Origin of the sequence: Roseovarius sp. (assembly GCF_040219995.1) — a bacterium.
In the GTDB taxonomy this organism is placed as follows: Bacteria; Pseudomonadota; Alphaproteobacteria; order Rhodobacterales; family Rhodobacteraceae; genus Roseovarius.
Window position 1 is genome coordinate 1 of record NZ_JAVJUC010000032.1, and the last position, 22,905, is coordinate 22,905.

The window sequence follows — 22,905 nt, forward strand, 5'->3', positions numbered from 1 at the left end:
GGTTTATTTCCGCCAACTCCTAAAAACTCCAGCGCGCAGCGCCGGTGGCCGCGAAAGCGCCGTGCGGGGGGGCGGCCCGGCGCGGCGCGGCGGCCTTCGGCCTTGATTCCGCGCATGAGTGTAGCGGTCAACGGCAGCTTAAGGCCAACCCCGCCCACACTCACCCGTGACTATACGCCCGGCCCGACCTGCGCTATGCCTGCCCCATGCGCCTCTTTCTCCTGACCGCCCTCACCATGATCGCCTTTGCCGCCAATTCGGTCCTGAACCGGATGGCCCTCGCGGGTGGCAGTATCGACGCCACCAGTTTCGGCACCATCCGCCTCATCGCAGGCGCGGTGATGCTGGCCGCGCTCTGCCTGTTCCTGCGCGGAGGTCTGCATTTGCGCGGGCCGGGGCGCGTGGCGGGGGTGCTGGCCCTGCTGGTCTACATGTACGGCTTTTCCACCGCCTATACCGTGCTCGATGCAGGCCTCGGCGCGCTCATTCTCTTCGGCGTGGTGCAGATCACCATGTTCGCCGGGGGCCTCGTGGCGCGTGAGGCGATGCCGTCCCGCCGCTGGATCGGCGCGACGCTCGCCTTTGCCGGTCTCGCCTGGCTGCTCTGGCCCGGCGCGGGGCCACAGATCAGCGTGCCGCATGGGTTGATGATGGCCGCCGCAGGCGTCGGCTGGGGCATCTATTCGCTGACCGGGCGGCTCAACACCGATGCGCTGCAAGCGACGGCGGCCAATTTCATCCTTGCCGCGCCGCTCGGGCTGCTGATTGGCTTTGCCCTGCCCCTCGGGCCGCAGGGCACGCTCCTTGGAACAGAGGGGATCATCCTCGCCATCGTCTCGGGGGCTGTCACCTCGGGGCTCGGCTATGCGCTCTGGTACCGCGTGCTGCCGGGGCTCGCGTCCTCGGTCGCGGCGGTGGCGCAGCTGACCGTGCCGGTGATCGCCATGGCGGGCGGCATGCTCTTTCTGGGTGAGAGCCTGAGCCTGCAATTCATCCTCGCCAGCGTGCTGGTTCTGGGCGGTGTCGCGATCTCGGTGCTGCCCATCAAGGGCTGACCAGCACCTCCAGCGGATCGTACCCCATGCCCCGCGCAAAGGCGACCCGGCAGAGGCTGTCGGGCTTTACCCGCAGCGCTGCCATCTCGTCGCGGCTGACCCAACGGCGGCGGCTGACCACACCTTCGGGGTCGCGCCACTCCTCCCTCAGCGTGCCCGCCGATACCCGACAGCGAAAGAACACCTCGACCTGATGAAACCCGGTCTCGGGCGCGTGAAACTCGTTGATCAGGCACGGCGGCCCTACCTCGATCACCAAACCGGTTTCCTCATGCACCTCGCGCCGCAGGTTGTCGGGCAGCGACGCGCCCGCCTCCACCCCGCCGCCCGGCGCACACCACAGCGTGCTGTCGGCGGCGGCAAAGGCATTGACCAGCAACAGCCGCGCCTCCTCGACGATCACGGCGCGGGCGGCAAGGCGGGGGCTGGGCATGGACGCTCCTGTCATGGCATGAACCGCGCCGACTATGACCGCGCGCGACCACCCCGGCAAGATACCCGGAATGGGGCTTGTCATTCCCCTGCCCGTTGGGCCAGCCTGCGCGCAACAACGGAAAGGATCGGGCATGACCCAAAACACGCGCAATGGCGGGAAATTGCTGGTGGACAGCCTCGTGGCGCTTGGCGCGCGGCACTCATTCGGCGTGCCGGGCGAAAGCTATCTGGCGGTGCTCGACGCACTGCACGACACCGCCGGAAAGCTCGATTTCACGATCTGCCGGCAGGAGGGCGGCGCCGCCTACATGGCCGCCGCCTATGGCAAGCTGACCGGCCGTCCCGGCATCGCTTGGGTGACGCGCGGCCCGGGGGCCACCAATGCCTCGATCGGGGTGCATACCGCGATGCAGGACAGCGCGCCGATGATCCTCTTCGTGGGGCAGGTTGGCACAGACATGAAGGGGCGCGAGGCGTTCCAGGAACTCGACTACCGCGCTGTCTTTGGCAGCATGGTCAAATGGGCGGTCGAGATTGACGACGTGGACCGCATCCCCGAGATCACCGCCCGGGCGTGGAAGACCGCGCTCACAGGCCGCCCCGGCCCGGTGGTCGTGGCCCTGCCCGAAGACATGCTGACGGCAACCAGCACCAAGCCCCCCCTCACCGGCCCCGGCCACTATCCCGAGGCAGAGCCGAGCGCCGAGGCCATTGCCAGAACGCGCGACATGCTCAGCGCGGCCAAGCGCCCGCTCCTCCTCTATGGCGGCTGCAACTGGTCCGCTGCGGGGCGTGCGGCGCTGCAATCCTTTGCGCAGGCGTCGGACATCCCCGTCGTCTCGGTCTTCCGCTATCAGGACAAGTTCGACAATCACTCGCCCGCCTTCTGCGGCGAGGCAGGCGTGGGCATGATGCCCCATGTCCGCGCGCTGATCACCGGGGCCGACGTGATCCTTGCGCTCAACAACCGGTTTGGCGAAAATTCCACCGATGGCTATACCGCCCTGAGCGTGCCGCAGCCCACGCAACGCCTGATCCATGTCCATGCCTCGGATCTGGAACTGGGCAAGGTCTATCAGCCGGAACTGGGCGTTCAGGCCGGTGCCAACGCCTTCATCCGCGCGCTTGACGCGACGGGCCCTGTGCGCGGCAACTGGTCCGACTGGCGCGCCGAGGGGCGGCAGGCCTATGAGGCCGCGTTTGACCTGCCCGATCAGCCGCCCCCCGTCGATATGGGCCGCGTCACCGCCCATCTGCGCGACATTCTGCCCGAGGATGCGATCATCACCAACGGGGCAGGCAATTTCGCGATCTGGTCGGGCCGGTTCCTGAAATACGGGCCCAAGATGCGGCTGCTTGCGCCGCAATCCGGCTCGATGGGCTATGGAATCCCGGCCGCCATCGCCGCCAAGATCGTGCATCCCGAGCGCCGCGTCGTCTGTTTCGCGGGCGACGGCGATTTCCAGATGAACTGTCAGGAACTCGCAACCGCCGCACAAGCAGGCGCGCAGCCGGTGATTCTGATCCTCAACAACGGCATCTACGGCACGATCCGCGCCCATCAGGAACGCAACTACCCCGAGCGGGTTTCGGGCACCACCATGGTCAATCCGGATTTCCCGGCACTGGCGCGCGCCTACGGCTTTCACGCCGAACGGGTCGAGACGACCGAGGATTTCGCCGCCGCCTTTGCCCGCGCCTGCGCCTCGCCCACCGGCGCGGTGCTCGATCTCGCGATCTCGCCCGAGGCTCTCACCCCGCGCATGACCCTCAGCCAGATGCGCGCAGCGGGGTTGGAGAAGGCGGCGACAGGATAGCGAATCGGGCTTCGCGTCCCGACTTCAGTTGACGGCTCGTAACCGCGCGGTGCCCAGATGCAACCGGCACAGCTGCGGCAACGGCAGCACGGCACCATGCCGCGCCCCCTACCCCGGCGCGATCGCCGTGCCCAGCTTGGCGGCGCGCCGTCCCATGCTCTCGCGCCCCAGCGTGCGGCACAGGATCAGCACCGGAACCAGCCCGAACGCCACCAGCACCAATGAGGGCACCGCCGCCTCCGAAAGCCGCTCGTCAGCAGCCAGCCGATGCGCCTGCACCGCCAGCGTCTGAAAGTTGAACGGGTGCAGGATCAGCGTCGCGGGCAATTCCTTCATCACGTCGACAAAGACGATCAGCAGCGCCGTCACCACAGAGGTCCGCGCCACCGGCAGATGCACCCGCGTCAGCAGCTTCGGCCCCGGCTGCCCAAGCGAGCGTCCGATCGCATCGAGATGCCCCGGCACCGTCGCCATCCCGCTGTCATAGGCGTTGAGCGCGGCGGCCATGAACCGCACCACATAGGCCATCACCATCAGCCAGATCGACCCGGTCAGCAAAAGCCCGGTACGGATGCCGAAGACCTCCTGCATGAACGCATCGAGCGCGTTGTCGAAGGCCGCCATCGGCACCATCAGCCCGACCGCAATCACCCCGCCCGGAACGGCATAGCCAAGCCCCGCGCCCACCACCAGCCAGCGCGAGGCCCGCCCGGGCCGGGTGCGCGCCCGAAACCCCACGAGGATCGCCCCCAACACCGTCAGCACGGCGGCGACACTCGCCAATGTGACAGAATTGGTCATGAACCCCACGTAACGCGGCGACAGCAGATCCTGCCCCGAGCCGACCGCCATCACCCCCAGCATCACCACCGGGATGAGGAATCCCAACAGCACCGGCAGAAAGCACAGCGTGAACGCCCCCCAGCCCGCCGCGCCGCGCAATTCGGGCCGCTCCATCGCCTCGAACCGCGCGCCGCGCCCGGCGGTGCGCGCCCGGCCCCGGCTCGCGCGCTCCAAACCCGCCAGCAACAGCGCAAAGCTCAGCAGACAGAGCGCCAGCTGCGCCGCCGCCGCGCGGTCGCCGAGCGAGAACCACGCCTGATAGATTCCGGTGGCGAAGGTCTGCACGTTGAAGAACGCGACAGTGCCGAAATCGGCAATGGTCTCCATGATCGCCAGCAGCGCACCGCCTGCAATGGCCGGGCGCGCCATCGGCAGCGCCACCCGCCAGAACGCCCGCATCGGCGAGCGCCCCAGCGTGCGCGCGACCAGAAACGCATTGGCCGATTGCTGCCGGAACGAGGCCCGCGCCAGCAGGTAGACATATGGATAGAGCACGATGGTCAGCATCAGCGCCGCCCCACTAAGGCTGCGCACCTCCGGAAACCAGTACTCGCGCGGCCCCCATCCCGTCACCGCCCTGAGCGCCGTCTGAACCGGGCCGGGATGATCCAGCATATGGGTATAGGCATAGGCCATCACATAGGCCGGAAAGGCCAGCGGCAGCGCCAGCGCAACCTCCAGCAGCCGCACCCCGGGAAAGCGGTAAACCGTCACCAGCCACGCCGTGACCGACCCGATCACCGCCGTGCTGACCCCGACAATCGCCACCAGCGCCAGCGTCGTCGCCGTGTAGCGCGGCAAGACCGACGACAACACCTCGCGCCATGTCTGCAAATCGCCGGTAAAGGCGGCCAGCCCTGCGGCGAGGATCGGGGCCACGCACAGCACGACCACGATCCAGGCAAGGCGGTGCAACAGGGTTTCACTCATGGACGGCGCGCTCCGGTCTAATCCGACGATTTTGATCAGTATTCCGGCGCGACCAGAGGGTCAAGCCAAGCCCCGCATCACCCGTCCGAAACCCCTGCCTCGGCAAACGTCGCCATGCCCGAATGACAGGCCAGCGCCGATTGCACGACGCCCATGGCCAGCACCCCGCCCGAACCTTCGCCAAGGCGCAGCCCAAACGACAGCAGCGGGTCCTTGCCCAACCGCTCCAGCAGCCGTGCATGGCCCGGCTCGGCGCTGACATGGCCCGCAAGCGTATGGTCGAGCACACCGGGCTGCGCCGCCTCCAGGCAGGCAGCGGCAGCGGTGCAGATGAACCCGTCGAGCAGCACCGGCACGCGCATCATCCGCGCGCGCAGGATCGCCCCCGCCATCGCCGCCAGTTCGCGCCCGCCAAGGCAGCGCAGCACAGCCAGACCATCTGTCGCAGCTTTATTCACCTCGACCGCGCGCGCCACCACTTGCGTCTTGCGATCCAGCCCTGCCGCATCCACCCCGGTGCCGCGCCCGGTCCAGTCGCCTGCTGCGCCACCGAAGAGCGCCAGCGCAATCGCCGCCGCACTCGTGGTATTGCCGATGCCCATCTCGCCCACGACCAGCAGATCGGTCTCGGGGGCGACCGCGTCCCATCCGGCGCGCAGCGCGGCAAGCACCTCGGCCTCGGTCATGGCCGGGCCAGTGCTGATATCGCCGGTAGGCCGGTCAAGATCGAGGGCGCAGACATCCATCCGCGCCCCCGCCACGAGGGCCAGTTGGTTGACCGCCGCACCGCCCGCCTCAAAATTCGCGACCATCTGCGCCGTGACCTCGGCCGGAAAGGCCGAGACCCCCTGCGCCACCACCCCGTGATTTCCGGCAAAGACGATCACCTGCGGGGCGCGCACCTGCGCCCGCGCCGCGCCACGCCAGCCACAATACCACAGCGCCAGATCCTCCAACCGGCCAAGCGCGCCCGGCGGCTTGGTCAGTTGCGCATCCCGCGCGCGTGCCGCCTCGGCGGCCTCCGCATCGGACGCAGGCAGATCGCGCAACAGCGCGTCCAGATCGGCAAGGGTGGAAAAACCGGCGTGCATTGCGAGCCTCGTTGCATAGGGACCTGCCCTTGATGTATCGCGACAGGGTCCTTGACCACAGCCCCAAAAGGCCCCCGCATGGCAGAAAACGACACCGCCCTGATACGCGCCAGCGACATCGCCCTCGCGCTTTCGCTGCTCAGCCGCCTGCCCGTGCGCTGCGGCTCTTACGCACGCGGGGCACACGCCGCCTGGGCCTATCCGCTGGCCGGGCTGGTGATCGGCGGGCTGGCGGCATTGGGCGGGCTGGTCGCACAGTGGTGCGGTCTGCCTGCGCCTCTGGCGGCGCTCGTGGTACTGACCCTCGGGATCGTCACCACCGGCGCTATGCACGAGGACGGGCTGGCCGACAGCGCCGATGGTCTCTGGGGCGGCTGGACGCAGGCGCGGCGGCTGGAGATCATGCGCGACAGCCATATCGGCAGCTACGGCGTGATCGCGCTCGGCCTGTCACTGGCCGCCCGTGGGGTCGCCCTCTGGCTGCTTTTTTCGCAGTCTCCGGCGGCAGGCGTCACGGGCGTGTTGGTCGCTGCCACACTGTCACGCGCCGCCATGGCCGGGGTGATGGCCGCCCTGCCCCATGCCCGCAGCGATGGCCTGTCGCACAGTCAGGGGCCGACCCCGATGGGGGCGGTCCTACTTGGTCTGGGCCTCTCAATCGGGGTCGCGCTTATCCTCGCTGGCAGTGCCGGGCTCTGGGCGGTGCTCTGGGCCGGGCTCGTCACGGTCGCGGTGACGGCCCTCGCCCAAGCCAAGATCGGCGGGCAGACCGGAGACATTCTGGGCGCGACGCAACAGATGGCAGAGATCGCGGTACTGGTCAGCCTGCTGGTGTGATATGTGGTGAAATTGGGTAGGTTTGGCCTGTTGCTGCCGTTGCCATGAGCCGCGCGTCGTCGTGCCGCGGTGTGGCGATCCTAGGCTAGTTTGGCAGTGCTTTATGGCAGCCAAGCCCAAAAAACATCAGAGCGCAGAGCAGGTTGCAGCCAAATCGCCGCGCCGGGGGGCGGCACGGCGATGCGCGGCGGCCTTCGGCCGCGTTTCGCGCAGGGTGCTTCAACCGAAGGTCCGCTTCAAGCCATCCGCAGCCGCTCTCTCAACCTCCCAATCCACCACGAAAAAGACCGCGCCCTGAAGGCGCGGCCCATTTAACACGTCGCAAACCAGCTTATGCCGCGCGCGACACCAAAACCTCGTCAACCTGCTTGGCGGCCAGAACCTCATCGCCACCGGAAACAGCCGCGACCTCACGGGTCAGACGCTCAAGCGCCGCCTCGTAAAGCTGACGCTCGGAATAGCTCTGCTCGCGCTGATCGTCGCTGCGGTGCAGATCGCGCACGACCTCAGCGATAGCGATCAGATCGCCCGAGTTGATCTTTTGCTCGTATTCCTGGGCGCGGCGCGACCACATCGCGCGCTTGACCTTGGCCTTGCCCTTGAGCGTGGTCATCGCCTTCGAGATCACGTCGGGGCTGGACAGGCTGCGCATTCCGATTTCCGTCGCCTTGTTGGTCGGCACCCGCAGGGTCATCTTGTCCTTCTCGAAGGAGATCACGAAAAGCTCCAGGGTGATCCCGGCGATTTCCTGCTCTTCGATGGACACGATCTGACCCACGCCATGGGCGGGGTACACGACATAATCATCAGGGCGAAATTCGGATTTCTTGGATTTCGACATTCGGTTCATTTCCTAGCAAGGGGGGCCCGTCCCGGTGACGCAGACAAACACATGCCTCGGGCCAGTTGCAGACCGGGGATATGTGGGACTGTCACAAAGAAATTCACCCCCAAGCAGCACGGTGGGTGAATATATGTCAGGCATCTCTCATTGTTTGTGAAGAAAATGTATCACAAAAACCGACCCTGTGAAAGGCCATGCATCACAGGACCGGTAAATCCATCGTGAAAACAATGGATTCTGCGGTATTCTCAGGCCGCAAGGCGCAGCGTACACGCCCAAGCCGCGCGAATCGGTCTCAGCCGCCCTCTCCGGGGACCTCGGAAAAGTACTTCTCCAGCTTGCCGGTCTCGCCATCGCGCTCTTCGGCCTCAGGCAGCGGATCCTTCTTGGTGATGATGACCGGCCACATCTCCGAGTACTTACGGTTGAACTCCACCCATTTCTCCATCTCCGGTTCGGTATCCGGGCGGATCGCATCCGCGGGGCATTCCGGCTCGCAGACACCGCAATCGATGCACTCATCGGGGTGGATGACCAGCATGTTCTCGCCTTCGTAAAAGCAATCCACCGGGCAGACCTCGACGCAGTCGGTGTACTTGCAGGCGATGCAGTTGTCATTGACGATGTAAGTCATGGCCGTCTCTCATGTTTGCCGGATTGCGCTTCACCTAATCCAGTGAACCCGATCAATCAAGCGTCCCCGGTCCATTGAGATCGAGTTTGCGGCGGTCGCGCTTGGTGGGGCGTCCTTTTCCCTCGTATTTCGGCGCGGGCGGAACGCTGTCCTGCGGCTTGGGCTCGGTCAGATCATCATAGAGGGTTTGCGCCTCGGGGGCCGGGCCACGCCGCGTGCCGGGGGCCAGAATGCGCACCACCCGCACCGCATCGCCCTGCACGAAGGTCAGCACATCCTCGGGCCCCACCGCCTGCGCCGGTTTCGACACCCGGTTGCCGTTGACCCGCACATGCCCGCCCGACACCTGCTTTGACGCCAGCGAGCGCGTCTTGAAGAACCGCGCATGCCAGAGCCACTTGTCGAGGCGGATGCGTGACGCGCCCTCCACCAAGGATCAGCCCTTGGTCTTGAGCCCCATCAGGGCCGCCGCAAAGGGATTGTCGGGGTCGATCTTGTCTTTTTTCTCGGGCTTGGACGAGAAGTTCCTAGGGCTGTCCTCGCGCGGCTTGCCCTTGGGGCCGCCCTTGCCCTTGGGCTTGCCTTGCGCTTTGCCTTGTGGCTTGCCGCGCCCGCCTTGGGCGGGGCGATTGCCGCGCGGCGCGCGTGGGGCCCAGGCGAAGGTGTAATAGACCTCGATCTCCGGCTCCGCCATCTCGGGCGTCTCGCCGGGTATCACCTCTTCTTCAGGGGTTTCGGGAATGTCCGGCGTCACCTCGGCCTCGGCCTCCGGCGGCGCTGCGGCAATCGGGGCCTCGCCCTCATCGGCGATGGCCTCGACGGCCACCTCAGCGGTCTCATCCGGAGTTTCTTCGGCGGCTTGCGCGGCATCGGCGGGCGCCTCTGCCACCACCTGATCCACCGGCTTGACCTTCTCGCGCTCACCGCGTTCGGCCTTGTAGCCCAGACCCTGCATCAGCACCGCAAACTGCTCCAGCGTCATGCCGGTGATCGACAGCATGTCCGCCTTGGCCTCAAAGCCGCCGCGCGTATCCTCGCTGCGCAGCATGTCGGCCAGCCGTTCCAGCATATCGATGCGAATCGCCCGCTCGCCCGCCGCGCGGTAGCCCGCCATGCTGTGATAGCCCTTCGGCGCGTCATCACGCGCAGGCACCGTCACCAGACCCGGCGGCGGCGCCTCGGGAAACTCCTGCAGCCCGTTGCTCAGCGACCACAACACCAGCCGCAGTCGCGTCGGCGCGGGCTTCAGCAGCGCGGGCATGAATACCGTGAACTGACCGAACCGGATGCCATGCTTGCGCAGCACGCTGCGCGCCTCCTGATCGAGCGCCTTGACCTCGGCGGCCACCTCGCCGCGCGGAATGATGCCAAGCGCCTCGACCATGCGATAGCCGAAACCCCGCGCCAGACCGCTCAGCGTCTCGTCGCGCTGCAGGTTCATCAGCGGCTCGAACAGAGTGGCGATCTTGCGGTCGATGAAATGCTGCAGGCGGCGCTGCACCTTCTGCGCCACATCCGCGCCCGCCTCGTCATCGACAAAGGCCGTAACCTGCGGCTTCAATGGGTCCGAGCCAAGCACCAGCTTGCCCACCGCTTCCTTGCCCCAGAGCAGCCCGCCCTGTTCGGTGAAATCGATCTCGGTATCGGGCGCGTTGTAAAAGCGATCCGCTTTGAGATGGAAATGCGGTGCCAGCGCCTGCAGGCTCGCCTGTTGCAACGTGCGCGCCTCCTTGCCCGCCGCCGCCTTGTCCTGCATGAAGCGGAACCCTTCGAGCCGTCCGACGAATTCGCCTTCGACGCTCACATCACCTTGATCGTTTACCTCGGCCACCATGGCCTCCTTCTGCTTGAGCCGACGCAAGAGCACGGATGTGCGCCGGTCCACAAATCTTTGGGTCAGACGGTCGTGCAGCGCGTCCGACAGGCGGTCTTCTACCGCGCGAGTCGCGCCGCGCCAATGATTTTCGTCATCCACCCAGCCCTTGCGCTGTGCGACATAGGTCCATGTGCGGATATACGCCAGCCGTTTCGACAATGTGTCGATATCGCCATCGGTGCGATCGATCCGCTTGACCTGCCGCGCGAGCCAGTCGTCGGGCACCCGTCCGTATTGTACCAGATCACAATAGATCGTCTCAAGCAGACCCGCATGTTCGGCATGGCTGATGCCGCGAAAATCGGGGATTCGGCAAACATCCCACAACAGCCGCACCGAGGGCGCATCGGTGGCACGCGCCGCGACATCGGGCTGTGCCGCCAGCGTCTTGAGCGCACCCAGATCGTCGGCCTCACGTGCGCGGGCCAGCAACTCGTGCTCGGGCTTGGCCTCCAATGAGGCGATCAGCGACTGCGTGCTGCCAAAGGCCAGCCGCGCATTGCGCCATTCCAGCTTGCGAATGGGGGCAAAGCGATGCTCCATGATCGCCTGCGCCAAATCGGCATCGAGATCGGGTGCCTCGCCGGTCACGCCGAATGTGCCATGGCTCATCCCCCGCCCCGCGCGCCCCGCGATCTGCCCCAGCTCATTGGGTTGCAGATGCCGCATCCGCCGCCCGTCGAACTTGGTCAGCGACGAAAACGCCACATGGTTGATATCGAGGTTGAGCCCCATGCCGATGGCATCGGTCGCCACCAGATAATCGACATCGCCATTCTGATAGAGCGCCACCTGCGCATTGCGCGTGCGCGGGCTCAGCGCGCCCATCACCACCGCCGCCCCGCCCTTTTGGCGGCGCAGCAACTCGGCCATCGCATAGACGTTTTCCACCGAAAACCCGACAATCGCACTGCGGGCGGGCATTTTCGAGATTTTCTTCGGCCCCGAATAACTCAGCTGCGACATACGCTCGCGGCTCAGGAATTCGACCCCCGGCACGAGGTTGGCAATCACGCTGCGCATGGTGTGGCTACCCAGAAACTGCGTTTCGCGCAGGCCCCGCATACGCAACAGCCGGTCGGTAAAGACATGCCCGCGCTCAGGATCGGCACAAAGCTGTATCTCGTCCACCGCGACGAAATCGGTGCCCATCCCGTCGGGCATCGCCTCGACCGTGCAGACCCAGTATTGCGCGCGCTCGGGCACGATGCGCTCTTCACCCGTCACCAGCGCCACCACCGACGGGCCCCGCACCGCCACGATCCGGTCATAGACCTCGCGCGCCAGCAGGCGCAGCGGCAGGCCGATAACCCCCGTGCGATAGCCCAGCATCCGCTCGATGGCGAAATGCGTCTTGCCGGTATTGGTGGGGCCCAGAACCGCTAGGGTTCTCGACTGCTCGGACATCCGCCGCGTTCCTTATGCCGTCAGAGTTCCGCGCCGCCCAGCTTGCGCGCCACACGCTCTTTGGCCTTGGTTACGTCCTCATGATGGGGATGTATAGCCAGAGCGCGCGAAAACGCGTCATGGGCCAGATCGGGATGCCCGGTCTCATCAAGCAGGACCCCCAGCCCGTAGATCACGTTGAACTGTCGCGGCTGCAGCACCAGTGCGCGTTCGATATCGGCCAGCGCCAGCCCGTAGCGGTCCTGCTTGAAAAACGCGACCGAGCGCAGATGCCAGGCTTGGGCAAAACCCGGCGCATGATCGATCAAAGCGCTCAAATGCTCGACTGCGGCACCCAGATCACCAGCCTCGATCGCATCTTCGCCCCGTCGCAACAGAAGGTCCATCGCGGGCGATCCCGATTTCGACCATTCCAGCTCGATCTCGGCGGCGATCTTTCGCGCCTCCGCCGGTTCGGCCTGCGACAGGTCCGACAGCAGCGCATCAAGCCGCGTGTCCTCCGCCATGGCGGGTAAGGAAAACGTGACTACCGCCAGACATGCCGTGACGATACGGTTGAGATTGGTGATTGCTGCGCCCATAACAGGGGTGAGTTTAGCGCAGAATGCCGGGATTCAAACCCCCGACATCGCAATTGTGAAAGGAAGCGCAGATGAGCGACGTGATCAACGCGGCCGTGAAAGCCCTCAATGACAAGATGGGCGACGACGGCTTTGACGGTACCGCGAAATTCGTGATCGAGGGCGAGGGCAGCATCGTCATCGATTCGCATGGCGCGCGCGCCTCCGACGACGACGCCGACGTGACACTCACCGCCGATGCCGACACCTTCGAATCGATCCTGCAGGGCGATCTCGACCCGACGGCGGCCTTCATGTCAGGCCGTCTCAGCGTCGATGGCGACATGGGCCTCGCGATGAAGCTGGGCAGCGTTCTCGCTTGATGGACACGGCACCGTTCTTTGCAGATGTGGCCGAAGGGCCCGAGGGCGGTGCCGCTTGGTGGATCACGGCAGAGGATAACCTGCGCCTGCGCGTCGGGCTCTGGAACCGAGAGGCCCCCCGGGGCACGGTTCTGCTCTGCCCCGGACGCACCGAATATATCGAGAAATACGGTCGCGCCGCGGTGCGGTTCGCCTCGGGTGGATATGCCACCTTCGCCATCGACTGGCGCGGTCAGGGCCTGTCCGACCGCCTGCTTGACGATGCGATGTCGGGCCATGTGCATCAGTTCATCGACTATCAGCACGATGTCGCCGCGATGATGCAGGCCGCCGAACGGCTCGACCTGCCGCGCCCGTGGCACCTGCTGGCGCATTCGATGGGCGGCTGTATCGGGCTGCGCGCGGTGATGCAGGGGCTCGATGTCGCCAGTGTCGCCTTTTCGGGGCCGATGTGGGGGATCAGGATGGCCGACGCGCTGCGCCCGGTGGCGTGGTCGCTGTCCTGGGGCAGCCGTCAGGTCGGAATGAGCCATCGCTACGCCCCCGGCACCGCGCCCGAACATTATGTCCTGAGCGAGCCGTTCGAGACCAACAAGCTCACCAATGATCAGGACATGTGGGCCTATATGGGGCGGCAACTCCGGGCGCATCCCGCGCTTGGCCTCGGCGGCCCCAGCCTGCACTGGCTGCACGAGGCGCTGCGCGAGACCCGTGATCTCGCGCGCCGCCCCTCGCCCGACCTGCCCTGCCTGACCATTCTGGGCAGCGACGAGGATATCGTCGATGTGCCGCGCGTGCATGACCGCATGAAACGCTGGCCGGGCGGACGGCTCGAACTCGTGCCCGGCGGTCGCCACGAGACGCTGATGGATACCGAGGCGACGCAGGCGCGCCTATTCGGCCTGCTCTGCGACTTCTACGCCAGCACCGGGCAGCCCGACGCCGTGGCGGTGTCCTGACAGCGTATCCCACACCCCGCTACAACGAAAAAGGCCCCGCCAACCGGCAGGGCCTTTTCAATGAGACGGGTTGATCTCAGGAAGCTTCGGAAATGAACTTCACCGCATCACCCACGGTCTGGATGGTGTCGGCGGCGTCGTCCGGAATCTCGATGCCGAATTCCTCTTCGAAGGCCATGACCAGCTCGACCGTGTCAAGGCTGTCTGCGCCCAGATCGTCGATGAACGAGGCCTTGTCCACGACCTTGTCCTCTTCCACGCCCAGGTGTTCCACAACGATCTTTTTCACGCGGTCTGCGATATCGCTCATGTCTTACTTCCTCATATTGTCTTGGGCGGCTTGCCCGTTCTCTGCCCCCGCCCGGCGCGGGAAGCGGCTTTGATTGTGCCCCTGCGGGCGGCTCTCGACTGCCTGAAAGCACAGGCCACCGGGAGAAACCGCATATCCCTCCGGCAAATCTGCGTGGCCTATAGCATATGCGCCGCCGATGGCAAATGCTTTCACTCGCACCCGTCGCTCACGATTTGCGACGCTTGGCTCAGATCATCGCCATCCCGCCATTGACGTGCAGCGTGGCCCCGGTGACATAACCCGCCTCGGGGCTGGCCAGATACAGAACCGCCGCCGCGATCTCCTCGGGCGTGCCCATGCGACCCGCGGGGATCTGCGCGTTGAGCGCGGTTTTCTGTTCATCGGTCAGCTTTTCGGTCATCGGCGTGGCGATGAAACCGGGGGCCACGACATTTGCAGTGATCCCGCGCGTTGCGACCTCTGCAGCGATGGATTTGGTCATGCCCACCAGACCGGCCTTGGCAGCGGCATAATTCACCTGCCCGGGGTTGCCCGACGCGCCGACGATCGAGCCGATATTGACGATCCGGCCCCAACGGGTCTTCATCATCGGGCGCACCGAGGCGCGGCACAGCCGCATCGCCGAGGTCAGGTTGACGTTGAGAACATCCAGCCAGTCGTCATCCGACATCCGCATGAACAGCTGATCGCGGGTGATGCCCGCATTGTTCACCAGGATATCGAGACTGCCCATGGCGGCAATCGCCTCTTTCGGCAGCGCCTCGACCGCGTCCTTGTCGCCCAGATTGCAGGGCAGCACATGCGCGCGCTCGCCCATCTCTGCGGCCAACGCCTCCAAGGGCTCCACCCGGGTGCCCGAGAGGCCCACGCTTGCCCCCGCATCATGCAACTCGCGCGCAATCGCAGCCCCGATGCCGCCCGACGCACCGGTGACCAGCGCGCATTTTCCCGTCAGATCGAACATGCTCAATTCCTCCAGTCTTTGACTTTTCGCGGCTCAGCCATCCGCCAGCGACGCCGCGGCCGCCGCCGCATCCCCGGCCGTGCCGACCGCCCGGCAGGCGATCTCGCGGTCGATCCTGCGGATCATCCCCGACAGCGCCTTGCCCGCGCCGATCTCCCAAATCTCGGTCACGCCCTCAGCGCTCATGTATTGCACCGACTCGCGCCAGCGCACCGATCCCGTGACCTGCTCTATCAGCAACTGGCGGATCTCCGCAGGCTCGGTCACAGCGGATGCGCGGACATTCGCCACCAGCGGCACGGCGGGGGCCTTGACCTCGACCTCCGACAGCGCCGCCGTCATCGCCTCGGCGGCGGGCTGCATCAACGCGCAGTGAAACGGTGCGCTCACCGGCAACAGGACGGCGCGCTTGGCGCCCTTTTCCTTGGCCAATTCGACCGCGCGTTCCACCGCCGCCTTGTGGCCCGAGACCACCACCTGACCGGGATCGTTGTCATTGGCGGCCTGACAGACCTCGCCCTGCGCGGCCTCCTCGGCCACCGCGCGCGCGGTGCCAAAATCCAGCCCCAGAAGCGCCGCCATCGCGCCCACACCCACCGGCACCGCCTCCTGCATGGCGCGGCCCCGGATGCGCAGCAACCGCGCGGTATCAGCCACGCTCAGCGCACCCGCCGCCGCCAATGCGGAATATTCGCCCAGGGAGTGCCCGGCCACGAACGCCGCCTGCCCGATCTCCACCCCCTCAGCCTCCAGCGCACGCATGGCCGCCAGCGAGGTCGCCATCAAAGCGGGTTGCGCATTGGCGGTCAGCGTCAGCTGATCCTGCTCGCCCTCCCAGATCAGCGCCGAGAGCTTCTCGCCCAGGGCCTCGTCCACCTCGTCGAAAACCGCCCGCGCCGCAGGATAGGCCTGCGCCAGATCGGCCCCCATTCCAATCACCTGCGCGCCCTGTCCGGGGAATACGAATGCTCGGCTCATCTGCCCCTGCCTCCCTTTGAAAAAGTGCCCCCCGATACATCGCCATGCCGCGCAAGGCAACGTCAAAGCCCGTTCCCGCACCGATGCACGGGCCGTGTGCGCGCGCGGCGATTGTCTCTGGCGACGCATCGTCTAGGTTGACGCGAAACCGCAACAGGACGAGTGCGATGCCGCTGACCAATTCCGCCGACACCTATGGCCGCGTGACCAAGACATTTCACTGGCTCACCGCGCTGCTGATCCTGTCCAACATCGCGCTCGGCTGGATCGCCTCGGATGTCGCCCACGCGGTCGAGGGGGATGCCAACGAGGCCCTGATCGCCCGCGCCTCGCTCTTGTTCTCGATCCACAAGACGCTTGGCGTGACGATCTTCTTCGTGGCGCTTACCCGTATCCTCTGGGCGCTGAGCCAGACCAAGCCGGGCCTGCTCAACGGCGACAAACCCGCCGAGGCGTGGCTGGCCGAAACCGTGCACTGGCTGCTCTACGGCTCGCTCGTGCTGGTGCCGCTGTCGGGCTGGGTGCATCACGCCGCCACCTCGGGCTTTGCGCCGATCTGGTGGCCGTTCGGGCAGACCCTACCCTTCGTTCCCAAATCCGAACCGCTGTCACAGGCGGCTGGCACGGCGCATTTCATCCTGCAATGGGTGCTCACCGGGGCCATCGCCGCACATGTGGCAGGCGCGCTCAAGCATCACCTGATCGACCGCGACGCCACCCTGCGGCGCATGCTGCCGGGCCGCGTCTCGGCCCCGCCCACGGCACGCCAACCCGGTCATGTGCTGCCCGTCGTCACCGCCCTCGCGGTCTGGGGCGCGGCCATGGGCGGTGCCACGGCCCTCGGCTGGTTCGCCACCGAACAATCCGGCGGCCCCGCCCTCGCGCAAGTCGAAAGCGACTGGCAGGTCGAGAGCGGCCAGTTGCAGATCGCCATCCGCCAGATGGGATCGGAGGTGACCGGCAGTTTCGCCGACTGGACCGCCAACATCACCTATGCCGAAACCCCTGACGAAAGCGGCCAGCATGGCACGGTCGAGGTGATGGTGAGCATCCCGTCGCTCACCCTCGGGTCGGTCACCAAACAGGCGATGGGCGCGGATTTCTTCAATGTGGACGAGTACCCCACCGCGACATTCACCGCCGATCTCATGGCCGCCGAGACCGGCCACGTGGCGCGCGGCACGCTCACCATCCGCGACCAATCCGTGCCGGTCGAGATGCCCTTCGATCTGACCATCGAAGACGACACCGCCACCGTCTCAGGCGGTCTCACCGTGGACCGGCGCGATTTCAACATCGGTCAGGGGGTCAGCGACGAGGGATCGTTGGGCTATTCGGTCGAAATCCGGTTCGACCTGACAGCCACGCGAGGGGGCGGTGCGTGAAACGCCCGGTCGGGTGATGCCACGTGTGGATTGGCGTGGAGCGGCCATAGCACCCCGCCAGAAGGTGCCGCGTGATCGCAGGGCCGGGGACTGGCGATGCAACGGGTGTGGTGGGTACTTTATCCCGGAAAAATCCGTATAACCCCAACACGTTGCGCGCCCTATAAAATCGCCAGGCCGCGGGACGGCCCGGCGATCGCGCGGCACCTTCGGTGCGCTTCGCGCGGAATGCGGCAACGCCCACTCCAGGCCAAAACCTCCAGCCCCCTCACCCCGCCGTCACATCCTCGTCCAGCTTTCGCGCCTCATCGATCAGCATCACCGGGATCCCGTTGCGAATGGGAAAGGCCAATCCCGCCGAACGGCTCACCAGTTCCTGCCTTGCCGCGTCATATTCCAACGTCCGGTGTGTCTGCGGGCAGATCAACCCGTCCAGCATGCGCCGGTCAAATCCCGGCGCGTCAGCCGTCTCGCTCATTGCATGACCCCTTCGTCATCGCCGCCACGCAGCGTGTATTCGATCAGCGTCACCAGCGTCTCACGTCGGGTGCTCAGTGACGGCGCCTCCAGCAACGCCTGCTTGTCCTCCGGCTCAAACCCCAGCAGCATCGACAGCGAATTGATCAGCAATTCGTCCTCCGCCTCGCGCAGCGATTCCCAGTCGGTCTGCAATTCGCGCGCCTGGAAATACCGTGACAGCAGGTTCATGAATCGCTCCCGGTCAAAGCCCGGATCGCTATCCACCGGCCCCATGTCGCGCTCGAATCCCGCCCACGACACCTTGGCCCGCCGATAGGGCGTGAACCCCTCGACCTCCTCGACCACGCGAAACCGCGACAGACCGGACAGCGTGATCATGTAGCGCCCGTCCTCGGTCTCCGAGAACTGCGTCACCCGCCCGACACAGCCGATGGTGTGCAGTCCCGTGCCACCATCGCGACCCGGCACCTTGTTCGGCTGCACCATGCCGATCAGCCGCCCCGGCGTTTTGAGCGTGTCTTCGAACATCGCCAGGTAGCGCGGCTCGAACAGATGCAACGGCAAGCGCGAGCGCGGCAGAAGCAGCGCGCCGGGCAGGGGGAAAATCGGAATGATCTCAGGCAGATCGACGTTATATGTCATGCCGGATACCTAGCCCGCTGTAAGGCTCAGGCAAATATCATCGAGCTCAATTTTCGCCGCCCGCTGAGCAGCACGGGATCGTTGGGCTTGAGCGCCTCGAAAATGGTGAAAAGCTGCGCCTTGGCGGCCCCGTCATTCCACTCGCGATCGCGGCGGAACAGTTCCAGCAATTCGTCCACGGCCTCCTGCGCCTCGCCCTTGGCATAGAGCGCCTGCGCGAGGTCGAAGCGGGCCTGATGGTTGTCCGGGTCGGCCTCCACGGCGGCGCGCAAGTCCCCGACCGGCCCGGCATTTTCGGCCTGCCGCGCGAGGGCAAGCTGCGCATGCGCGGCTTCGATCTCGGGCGATTTGCTGATCTCGGCCGGGGCCCCGTTCAGGATCGCCTCGGCCTGATCGAGATCGCCCGCGACGATCTGCGCGCGCGCCATCCCGGCATAGGCTCGGGCGTTCTGCCCGTCCTCCTGCAGGATCGCGGCATAGGTCTGCGCGGCATCGGTCACCGCGCCCTGATCCAGCATCTCGTCGGCGGCATCGAGCGCCTCATCGAGACCACCACCCTCGGGCGCGCCGCCTGCGGCCTCGATCACCCGGTTCACGAAGGCGTCGATCTCCGAGGGCGGCAATGCACCCTGAAACCCGTCGATCGGCTGGCCCTGCCAGAACGCATAAACCGTGGGCAGCGACTGGATCCGCAATTGCCCCGCGATCATCTGGTTCTCGTCGGCATTGACCTTGGCCATCTTGACGGCCCCGCCCGCGCGCGTCACCGCCGCCTCGAGCGCCGGTCCCAGCGTCTTGCACGGCCCGCACCACGGCGCCCAGAAATCGACGATCACCGGCACGCTTTGCGACGCCTCGACCACCTCGGCCATGAAAGTCGCCTCCGAGACGTCCTTGATCAGGTCGCCTGCCGCCGGTTTCGCTTGTCCTTGACCCAATTCGAGCATTGTCACCATCCTTCAGCTTTGTGTTGCCCCTTATATGAGGGGCAGCGTCGCGGATTCAAAGGTCGAATTGCGCGAAAACCGGCGCGTGATCCGACGGTTTCTCCCAGCCGCGCGCATCGCGCAGGATGCGGCTGCCATGGGCCGCGGCGCGGATGTCACCGCTGGCCCAGACATGATCCAGCCTGCGGCCCTTGTCGGCGGCGTCCCAGTCGCGGGCGCGATACGACCACCAGCTGTAAAGCTGACCCTCGGGGATATCGGCGCGGGTCACGTCATGCCAGCCGCCCGCCTCCATCACGTTGTCCAGGTGCTCCACCTCGACCGGCGTGTGGCTGACGATCTTCAAGAGCTGCTTGTGCGACCACACATCATCCTCGCGCGGGGCGATGTTGAGATCACCCACCAGGATCGCCTTTTCCGGGCGGCTGTCGCGGAACCAGTCGCGCATCTCGGTCAGGTAATCGAGCTTCTGGCCGAATTTCTCGTTCTTCTCGCGGTCGGGAATGTCGCCCCCCGCGGGCACGTAGAAATTATGGATGGTGGCCCCGTTCTCCAGCCGCGCCGCCACGTGACGGGCATGCCCCAAAGACGCAAAATCCATGTCGCCGGCATCCTCGATCGGCAGCTTCGACAGGATCGCCACGCCGTTATAGCCCTTCTGGCCGCGCGCGATCATGTGGTTGTAGCCCAGCTCCTGAAACCGCTCCAGCGGGATCTTGTCGACCGGGCTTTTGCATTCCTGAAGACACAGGATATCGGGGGCTTCGTCCTCCATCAGCCGCGCCACCAGCCCCTCGCGCAGCCGGACCGAATTGATGTTCCATGTGGCGAGGGTAAAGCTCATGCGGGATCTCCTGTCTGCGTTCGCGCGGAGCCTAAAGCGATGCGCGCCGCGTTTCCAGACGCGATTATGCGGGCCGGGTTTCTTCTGGCCACAAATATCCCGGGGGAATCGCCGCGTGCGGCGATGGGGGCAGCGCCCCCAACTGACCGCACGACAAGAAAAAAGCCCCGGCGAGAGTGCCGGGGCCAGTCCAACAGGGAGGTTCATGTATAACCATACATGAGCTAACATTAGCAGATTATTCGTGATCCTCAGATAAGACTTTGATCGAAGTCAATTGAGCGTGTCCTTTAAACCACAAGGCGATACCCGCCCGATTCCGTTACCAAAAGGCGAGCATTGCCGGGATCGGGCTCGATCTTCTGACGCAGGCGGTAGATATGGGTTTCCAGCGTATGCGTGGTCACCCCGGCATTGTAGCCCCAGACCTCGTGCAACAGCACATCGCGCGCCACCACCCCCTCGGTCGAACGGTAGAGGAACTTGAGAATGTTGGTTTCCTTCTCGGTCAGCCGCACCTTGCGCTCATCCTCGGTGATCAGCATCTTCATCGACGGCTTGAACGTGTAGGGCCCAAGCTGGAACACCGCGTCCTCCGACTGCTCATGCTGGCGCAGCTGCGCACGGATACGGGCCAGCAGCACCGGGAACTTGAACGGCTTGGTGATGTAATCGTTCGCGCCTGCATCCAGCCCGAGAATCGTATCGGCATCGCCATCATGCCCGGTCAGCATCATCACCGGCGCCCTGATGCCCTGCTTGCGCATCAGCCGACACAGCTCGCGCCCGTCGGTATCGGGCAGGCCGACGTCGAGGATGATCAGATCATAGATCATGTCCTTGATCTTGTTCATCGCATCCGAACCGTTGCCCGCCTCGAAGACGTCGAAATCCTCGGTCATGATCAACTGTTCGCCCAGCGCCTCGCGCAGATCGTCATCGTCATCCACCAGCAGAATTTTCTTGACCTGTGCCATATGCTCTTCCTCTTCCTTTGACGGAACATGCGCCACAAGCGCGCCTGCGACAAGATGTGCAACATCCGCCTCACGCCCACGTGTTGCCCTGCGAGCGTTTCTTTCATTTCATTACAAAACGCTCTACATGACCGATAGACGAAACCGGAGATCCGCCGCATGAGCCTTTCGCCCGACATCACCGAGATCATCGCCCGTGCCCGCTCCGACCTGCGGATGGGCGTTCCGGTGGTGCTGTGCGCGGCGGATGGCAGCGCCGCCCTGGTCATGGCCGCCGAAACCCTCGATGGCCAGCGCCTCGCCGACCTGCGCGCGCTTGGTCAGACACCCGTGCTGGCGATCACCGCGCGCCGCGCCGCAACGCTCAAGGCGCGCGCCTATGACGGTGATCTGGCGCGCGTGCTGTTGCCGCCGGATGCCCGGCTGCCGTGGGTGCTGGCGGTGGCCGATCCGGCGGATGATCTCAAGACCCCGATGAAAGGCCCGCTCCAGACCCAGCGCGACGGCGATGCCGGGCTGCACCGGCTGGCGCTCAACCTCGTGAAATCCGCGCGCCTGCTGCCCGCTGCCGTGGTGCTGACGCTCACCGACGGCGAGGAGTTTGCCGCGCGCCACGGGCTGACCCGCGTGACGCTCGATCAGGCCACGCCGCAACTCATGCGCACCAGCCCGTTGCACCCGGTGGTCAGCGCCCGCCTGCCGCTCGAGGTGTCCGAGGCCGGCCGGTTGCACATCTTTCGTCCCGAGGATGGCGGCGAAGAGCATTACGCAATCGAGATCGGCCAGCCCGACCGCGCCGTGCCGGTTCTGGCCCGGCTGCATTCGGCCTGTTTCACCGGTGATCTGATGGGCAGCCTGAAATGCGATTGCGGCCCGCAATTGCGCGGCGCGCTTTTGCAGATGGGCACCGAAGGCGCGGGCGTGCTGCTCTATCTCAATCAGGAAGGGCGCGGCATCGGCCTTGCCAACAAGATGCGCGCCTATTCGCTTCAGGATCAGGGGTTTGATACGGTCGAGGCCAATCACCGGCTCGGATTCGAGGATGATGAGCGCGATTTCCGCATCGGCGCGCGCATCCTGTCGCTGATGGGCTTTTCTTCGGTGCGGCTGCTGACCAACAACCCGGCCAAGATCACCATGATGGAAGACAACCACATCAAGGTCGTCGAACGGGTGCCGCTGAAACTGGGTGAAAACGCCCATAATCACGCCTATCTTGCGACCAAGGCGTCGAAATCCGGGCATCTTCTTTAGCGGCGTGATTTGCCAGTAGCGGACCTCCGGGCTTTAGCCCCAGCGCGGAATCAAGGTGCCGCAGGCACCGCCGCGCAGCGCCCGACCGCCCCCTCGGGCGGGCGCTTTTGCAGCGTATAAAGCCATTGAAAACGCGGGAGTGTCTGGCTGGCATAAAGTGCGGTCCACCGAGGTTGCTGCGCCCACCCGGCGGTCAGGCACAGCGCGGCTTGTCTCGTGAACACTAAAGGTCCTTAACAAGCCATAACGCCCCCTACCCCCGCTTCTCGAACCAGATGATCACCTCGCCCACCTCCACGCCATACTTGTCCATATAGGCGCGGTTCAGCACGCGGTCGTCGCTCACCTGCCACATCCAGTCGTCGAAGCTGACCCGCAGCGTGCCATCGGGCACCGGCAGATCAATGGTGTATTGCCAGTTGAACGCATCGCCACGCTCTTCACCTCTGG

The 22,905-nt window shown here is 65.5% G+C and carries 25 protein-coding genes; 7 read left to right on the forward strand and 18 right to left on the reverse strand.

What is annotated here, in order from left to right; translation table 11 throughout:
* The first annotated feature begins 206 nt into the window (after positions 1-206).
* A complete protein-coding gene (locus RID11_RS14150) occupies positions 207-1,055 on the forward strand; it encodes a DMT family transporter (protein WP_350140288.1) in 849 nt (282 codons plus the stop codon).
* Here RID11_RS14150 and RID11_RS14155 read toward each other — a convergent pair.
* The gene (locus RID11_RS14155) at positions 1,045-1,488 is read right to left on the reverse strand and encodes an NUDIX domain-containing protein (protein WP_350140290.1); all 444 of its coding nucleotides are present in this window, start codon (positions 1,486-1,488) and stop codon (positions 1,045-1,047) included. The genes RID11_RS14150 and RID11_RS14155 overlap by 11 nt on opposite strands.
* 133 nt (positions 1,489-1,621) lie before the next feature.
* Between RID11_RS14155 and RID11_RS14160 the strand changes: the two genes are divergently transcribed.
* Positions 1,622-3,307, forward strand: coding sequence for a thiamine pyrophosphate-dependent enzyme (locus RID11_RS14160; RefSeq protein WP_350140292.1), 1,686 nt, complete (start codon positions 1,622-1,624; stop codon positions 3,305-3,307).
* Between the two features lie 108 nt (positions 3,308-3,415).
* Here RID11_RS14160 and RID11_RS14165 read toward each other — a convergent pair whose 3' ends face one another.
* Entirely contained in the window at positions 3,416-5,080 is a 1,665-nt protein-coding gene (locus RID11_RS14165) for an ABC transporter permease (RefSeq protein ID WP_350140294.1), read from the reverse strand.
* A gap of 77 nt (positions 5,081-5,157) precedes the next feature.
* Complete coding sequence (gene cobT, locus RID11_RS14170) at positions 5,158-6,171, reverse strand: nicotinate-nucleotide--dimethylbenzimidazole phosphoribosyltransferase (RefSeq protein WP_350140296.1); 1,014 nt, start codon at positions 6,169-6,171, stop codon at positions 5,158-5,160.
* A gap of 78 nt (positions 6,172-6,249) precedes the next feature.
* Here cobT and RID11_RS14175 point away from each other — a divergent pair, with 78 nt between their 5' ends.
* The gene (locus tag RID11_RS14175; protein ID WP_350140298.1) at positions 6,250-7,008 is read left to right on the forward strand and encodes an adenosylcobinamide-GDP ribazoletransferase; all 759 of its coding nucleotides are present in this window, start codon (positions 6,250-6,252) and stop codon (positions 7,006-7,008) included.
* A 331-nt stretch (positions 7,009-7,339) separates the two neighbouring features.
* Here the strand turns inward: RID11_RS14175 and RID11_RS14180 are convergent, their stop codons facing one another.
* The 5 genes from RID11_RS14180 to RID11_RS14200 all read right to left on the reverse strand — a co-directional run bounded on the left by RID11_RS14180 (position 7,340) and on the right by RID11_RS14200 (position 12,350).
* Entirely contained in the window at positions 7,340-7,849 is a 510-nt protein-coding gene (locus RID11_RS14180) for a CarD family transcriptional regulator (protein ID WP_050663744.1), read from the reverse strand.
* 298 nt (positions 7,850-8,147) lie between these two features.
* Positions 8,148-8,486 carry a ferredoxin FdxA gene (gene fdxA / locus RID11_RS14185; RefSeq protein ID WP_350140300.1) on the reverse strand — a complete coding sequence of 113 codons (339 nt, stop codon included), beginning with the start codon at positions 8,484-8,486 and terminating at the stop codon, positions 8,148-8,150.
* A gap of 52 nt (positions 8,487-8,538) precedes the next feature.
* Positions 8,539-8,919: an RNA-binding S4 domain-containing protein gene (locus RID11_RS14190; RefSeq protein WP_350140302.1), complete on the reverse strand. Its 381-nt coding sequence runs from the start codon at positions 8,917-8,919 to the stop codon at positions 8,539-8,541.
* Between the two features lie 3 nt (positions 8,920-8,922).
* Positions 8,923-11,769 carry a helicase-related protein gene (locus tag RID11_RS14195; RefSeq protein WP_350140304.1) on the reverse strand — a complete coding sequence of 949 codons (2,847 nt, stop codon included), beginning with the start codon at positions 11,767-11,769 and terminating at the stop codon, positions 8,923-8,925.
* A 20-nt stretch (positions 11,770-11,789) separates the two neighbouring features.
* The gene (locus RID11_RS14200; protein ID WP_350140306.1) at positions 11,790-12,350 is read right to left on the reverse strand and encodes a tetratricopeptide repeat protein; all 561 of its coding nucleotides are present in this window, start codon (positions 12,348-12,350) and stop codon (positions 11,790-11,792) included.
* Positions 12,351-12,421: 71 nt separating this feature from the next.
* Here RID11_RS14200 and RID11_RS14205 point away from each other — a divergent pair, with 71 nt between their 5' ends.
* Together RID11_RS14205 and RID11_RS14210 are read left to right on the forward strand one after the other, a co-directional pair.
* Positions 12,422-12,712, forward strand: a complete 291-nt coding sequence (locus RID11_RS14205) for an SCP2 sterol-binding domain-containing protein (protein WP_350140307.1) — start codon at positions 12,422-12,424, stop codon at positions 12,710-12,712.
* On the forward strand, positions 12,712-13,671 hold the full coding sequence (locus tag RID11_RS14210; RefSeq protein WP_350140332.1) for an alpha/beta fold hydrolase: 960 nt from the start codon (positions 12,712-12,714) through the stop codon (positions 13,669-13,671). Before RID11_RS14205 ends, RID11_RS14210 begins: the two co-directional genes overlap by 1 nt.
* A 76-nt stretch (positions 13,672-13,747) precedes the next feature.
* On the opposite strand, the gene RID11_RS14215 is transcribed toward RID11_RS14210, so the two are convergent.
* The 3 genes from RID11_RS14215 to fabD form a co-directional block, all read right to left on the reverse strand.
* The gene (locus RID11_RS14215; RefSeq protein WP_050663737.1) at positions 13,748-13,981 is read right to left on the reverse strand and encodes an acyl carrier protein; all 234 of its coding nucleotides are present in this window, start codon (positions 13,979-13,981) and stop codon (positions 13,748-13,750) included.
* 229 nt (positions 13,982-14,210) lie between these two features.
* Positions 14,211-14,948: a 3-oxoacyl-[acyl-carrier-protein] reductase gene (gene fabG / locus RID11_RS14220; RefSeq protein WP_350140309.1), complete on the reverse strand. Its 738-nt coding sequence runs from the start codon at positions 14,946-14,948 to the stop codon at positions 14,211-14,213.
* Positions 14,949-14,981: 33 nt separating this feature from the next.
* Entirely contained in the window at positions 14,982-15,926 is a 945-nt protein-coding gene (gene fabD, locus RID11_RS14225; RefSeq protein WP_350140311.1) for an ACP S-malonyltransferase, read from the reverse strand.
* Between the two features lie 167 nt (positions 15,927-16,093).
* Between fabD and RID11_RS14230 the strand changes: the two genes are divergently transcribed.
* Positions 16,094-17,311 carry a cytochrome b/b6 domain-containing protein gene (locus tag RID11_RS14230; protein ID WP_350140313.1) on the forward strand — a complete coding sequence of 406 codons (1,218 nt, stop codon included), beginning with the start codon at positions 16,094-16,096 and terminating at the stop codon, positions 17,309-17,311.
* 268 nt (positions 17,312-17,579) lie between these two features.
* Here the strand turns inward: RID11_RS14230 and RID11_RS14235 are convergent, their stop codons facing one another.
* The 5 genes from RID11_RS14235 to RID11_RS14255 all read right to left on the reverse strand — a co-directional run bounded on the left by RID11_RS14235 (position 17,580) and on the right by RID11_RS14255 (position 21,201).
* Positions 17,580-17,789, reverse strand: a complete 210-nt coding sequence (locus tag RID11_RS14235; protein ID WP_350140315.1) for a Trm112 family protein — start codon at positions 17,787-17,789, stop codon at positions 17,580-17,582.
* Complete coding sequence (locus tag RID11_RS14240; RefSeq protein WP_350140317.1) at positions 17,786-18,433, reverse strand: LON peptidase substrate-binding domain-containing protein; 648 nt, start codon at positions 18,431-18,433, stop codon at positions 17,786-17,788. The genes RID11_RS14235 and RID11_RS14240 overlap by 4 nt, the downstream gene beginning before the upstream one ends.
* A gap of 26 nt (positions 18,434-18,459) precedes the next feature.
* Positions 18,460-19,380 carry a tetratricopeptide repeat protein gene (locus tag RID11_RS14245; protein ID WP_350140319.1) on the reverse strand — a complete coding sequence of 307 codons (921 nt, stop codon included), beginning with the start codon at positions 19,378-19,380 and terminating at the stop codon, positions 18,460-18,462.
* Between the two features lie 55 nt (positions 19,381-19,435).
* Positions 19,436-20,224 (reverse strand): exodeoxyribonuclease III, encoded by a 789-nt coding sequence (locus RID11_RS14250; protein ID WP_350140321.1) that lies wholly within the window; start codon positions 20,222-20,224, stop codon positions 19,436-19,438.
* Positions 20,225-20,514: 290 nt separating this feature from the next.
* Positions 20,515-21,201 (reverse strand): response regulator transcription factor, encoded by a 687-nt coding sequence (locus RID11_RS14255; RefSeq protein ID WP_350140323.1) that lies wholly within the window; start codon positions 21,199-21,201, stop codon positions 20,515-20,517.
* A gap of 159 nt (positions 21,202-21,360) precedes the next feature.
* On the opposite strand from RID11_RS14255, the gene ribA reads away from it, so the two are divergent.
* Positions 21,361-22,455, forward strand: coding sequence for a GTP cyclohydrolase II (ribA, locus tag RID11_RS14260; RefSeq protein WP_350140325.1), 1,095 nt, complete (start codon positions 21,361-21,363; stop codon positions 22,453-22,455).
* Between the two features lie 50 nt (positions 22,456-22,505).
* On the opposite strand, the gene RID11_RS14265 is transcribed toward ribA, so the two are convergent.
* Positions 22,506-22,679, reverse strand: coding sequence for a hypothetical protein (locus tag RID11_RS14265; protein WP_350140327.1), 174 nt, complete (start codon positions 22,677-22,679; stop codon positions 22,506-22,508).
* Positions 22,680-22,708: 29 nt separating this feature from the next.
* A partial coding sequence (locus tag RID11_RS14270) for a DUF3833 family protein (RefSeq protein WP_350140329.1) occupies positions 22,709-22,905 on the reverse strand: 197 nt, incomplete at its 5' end.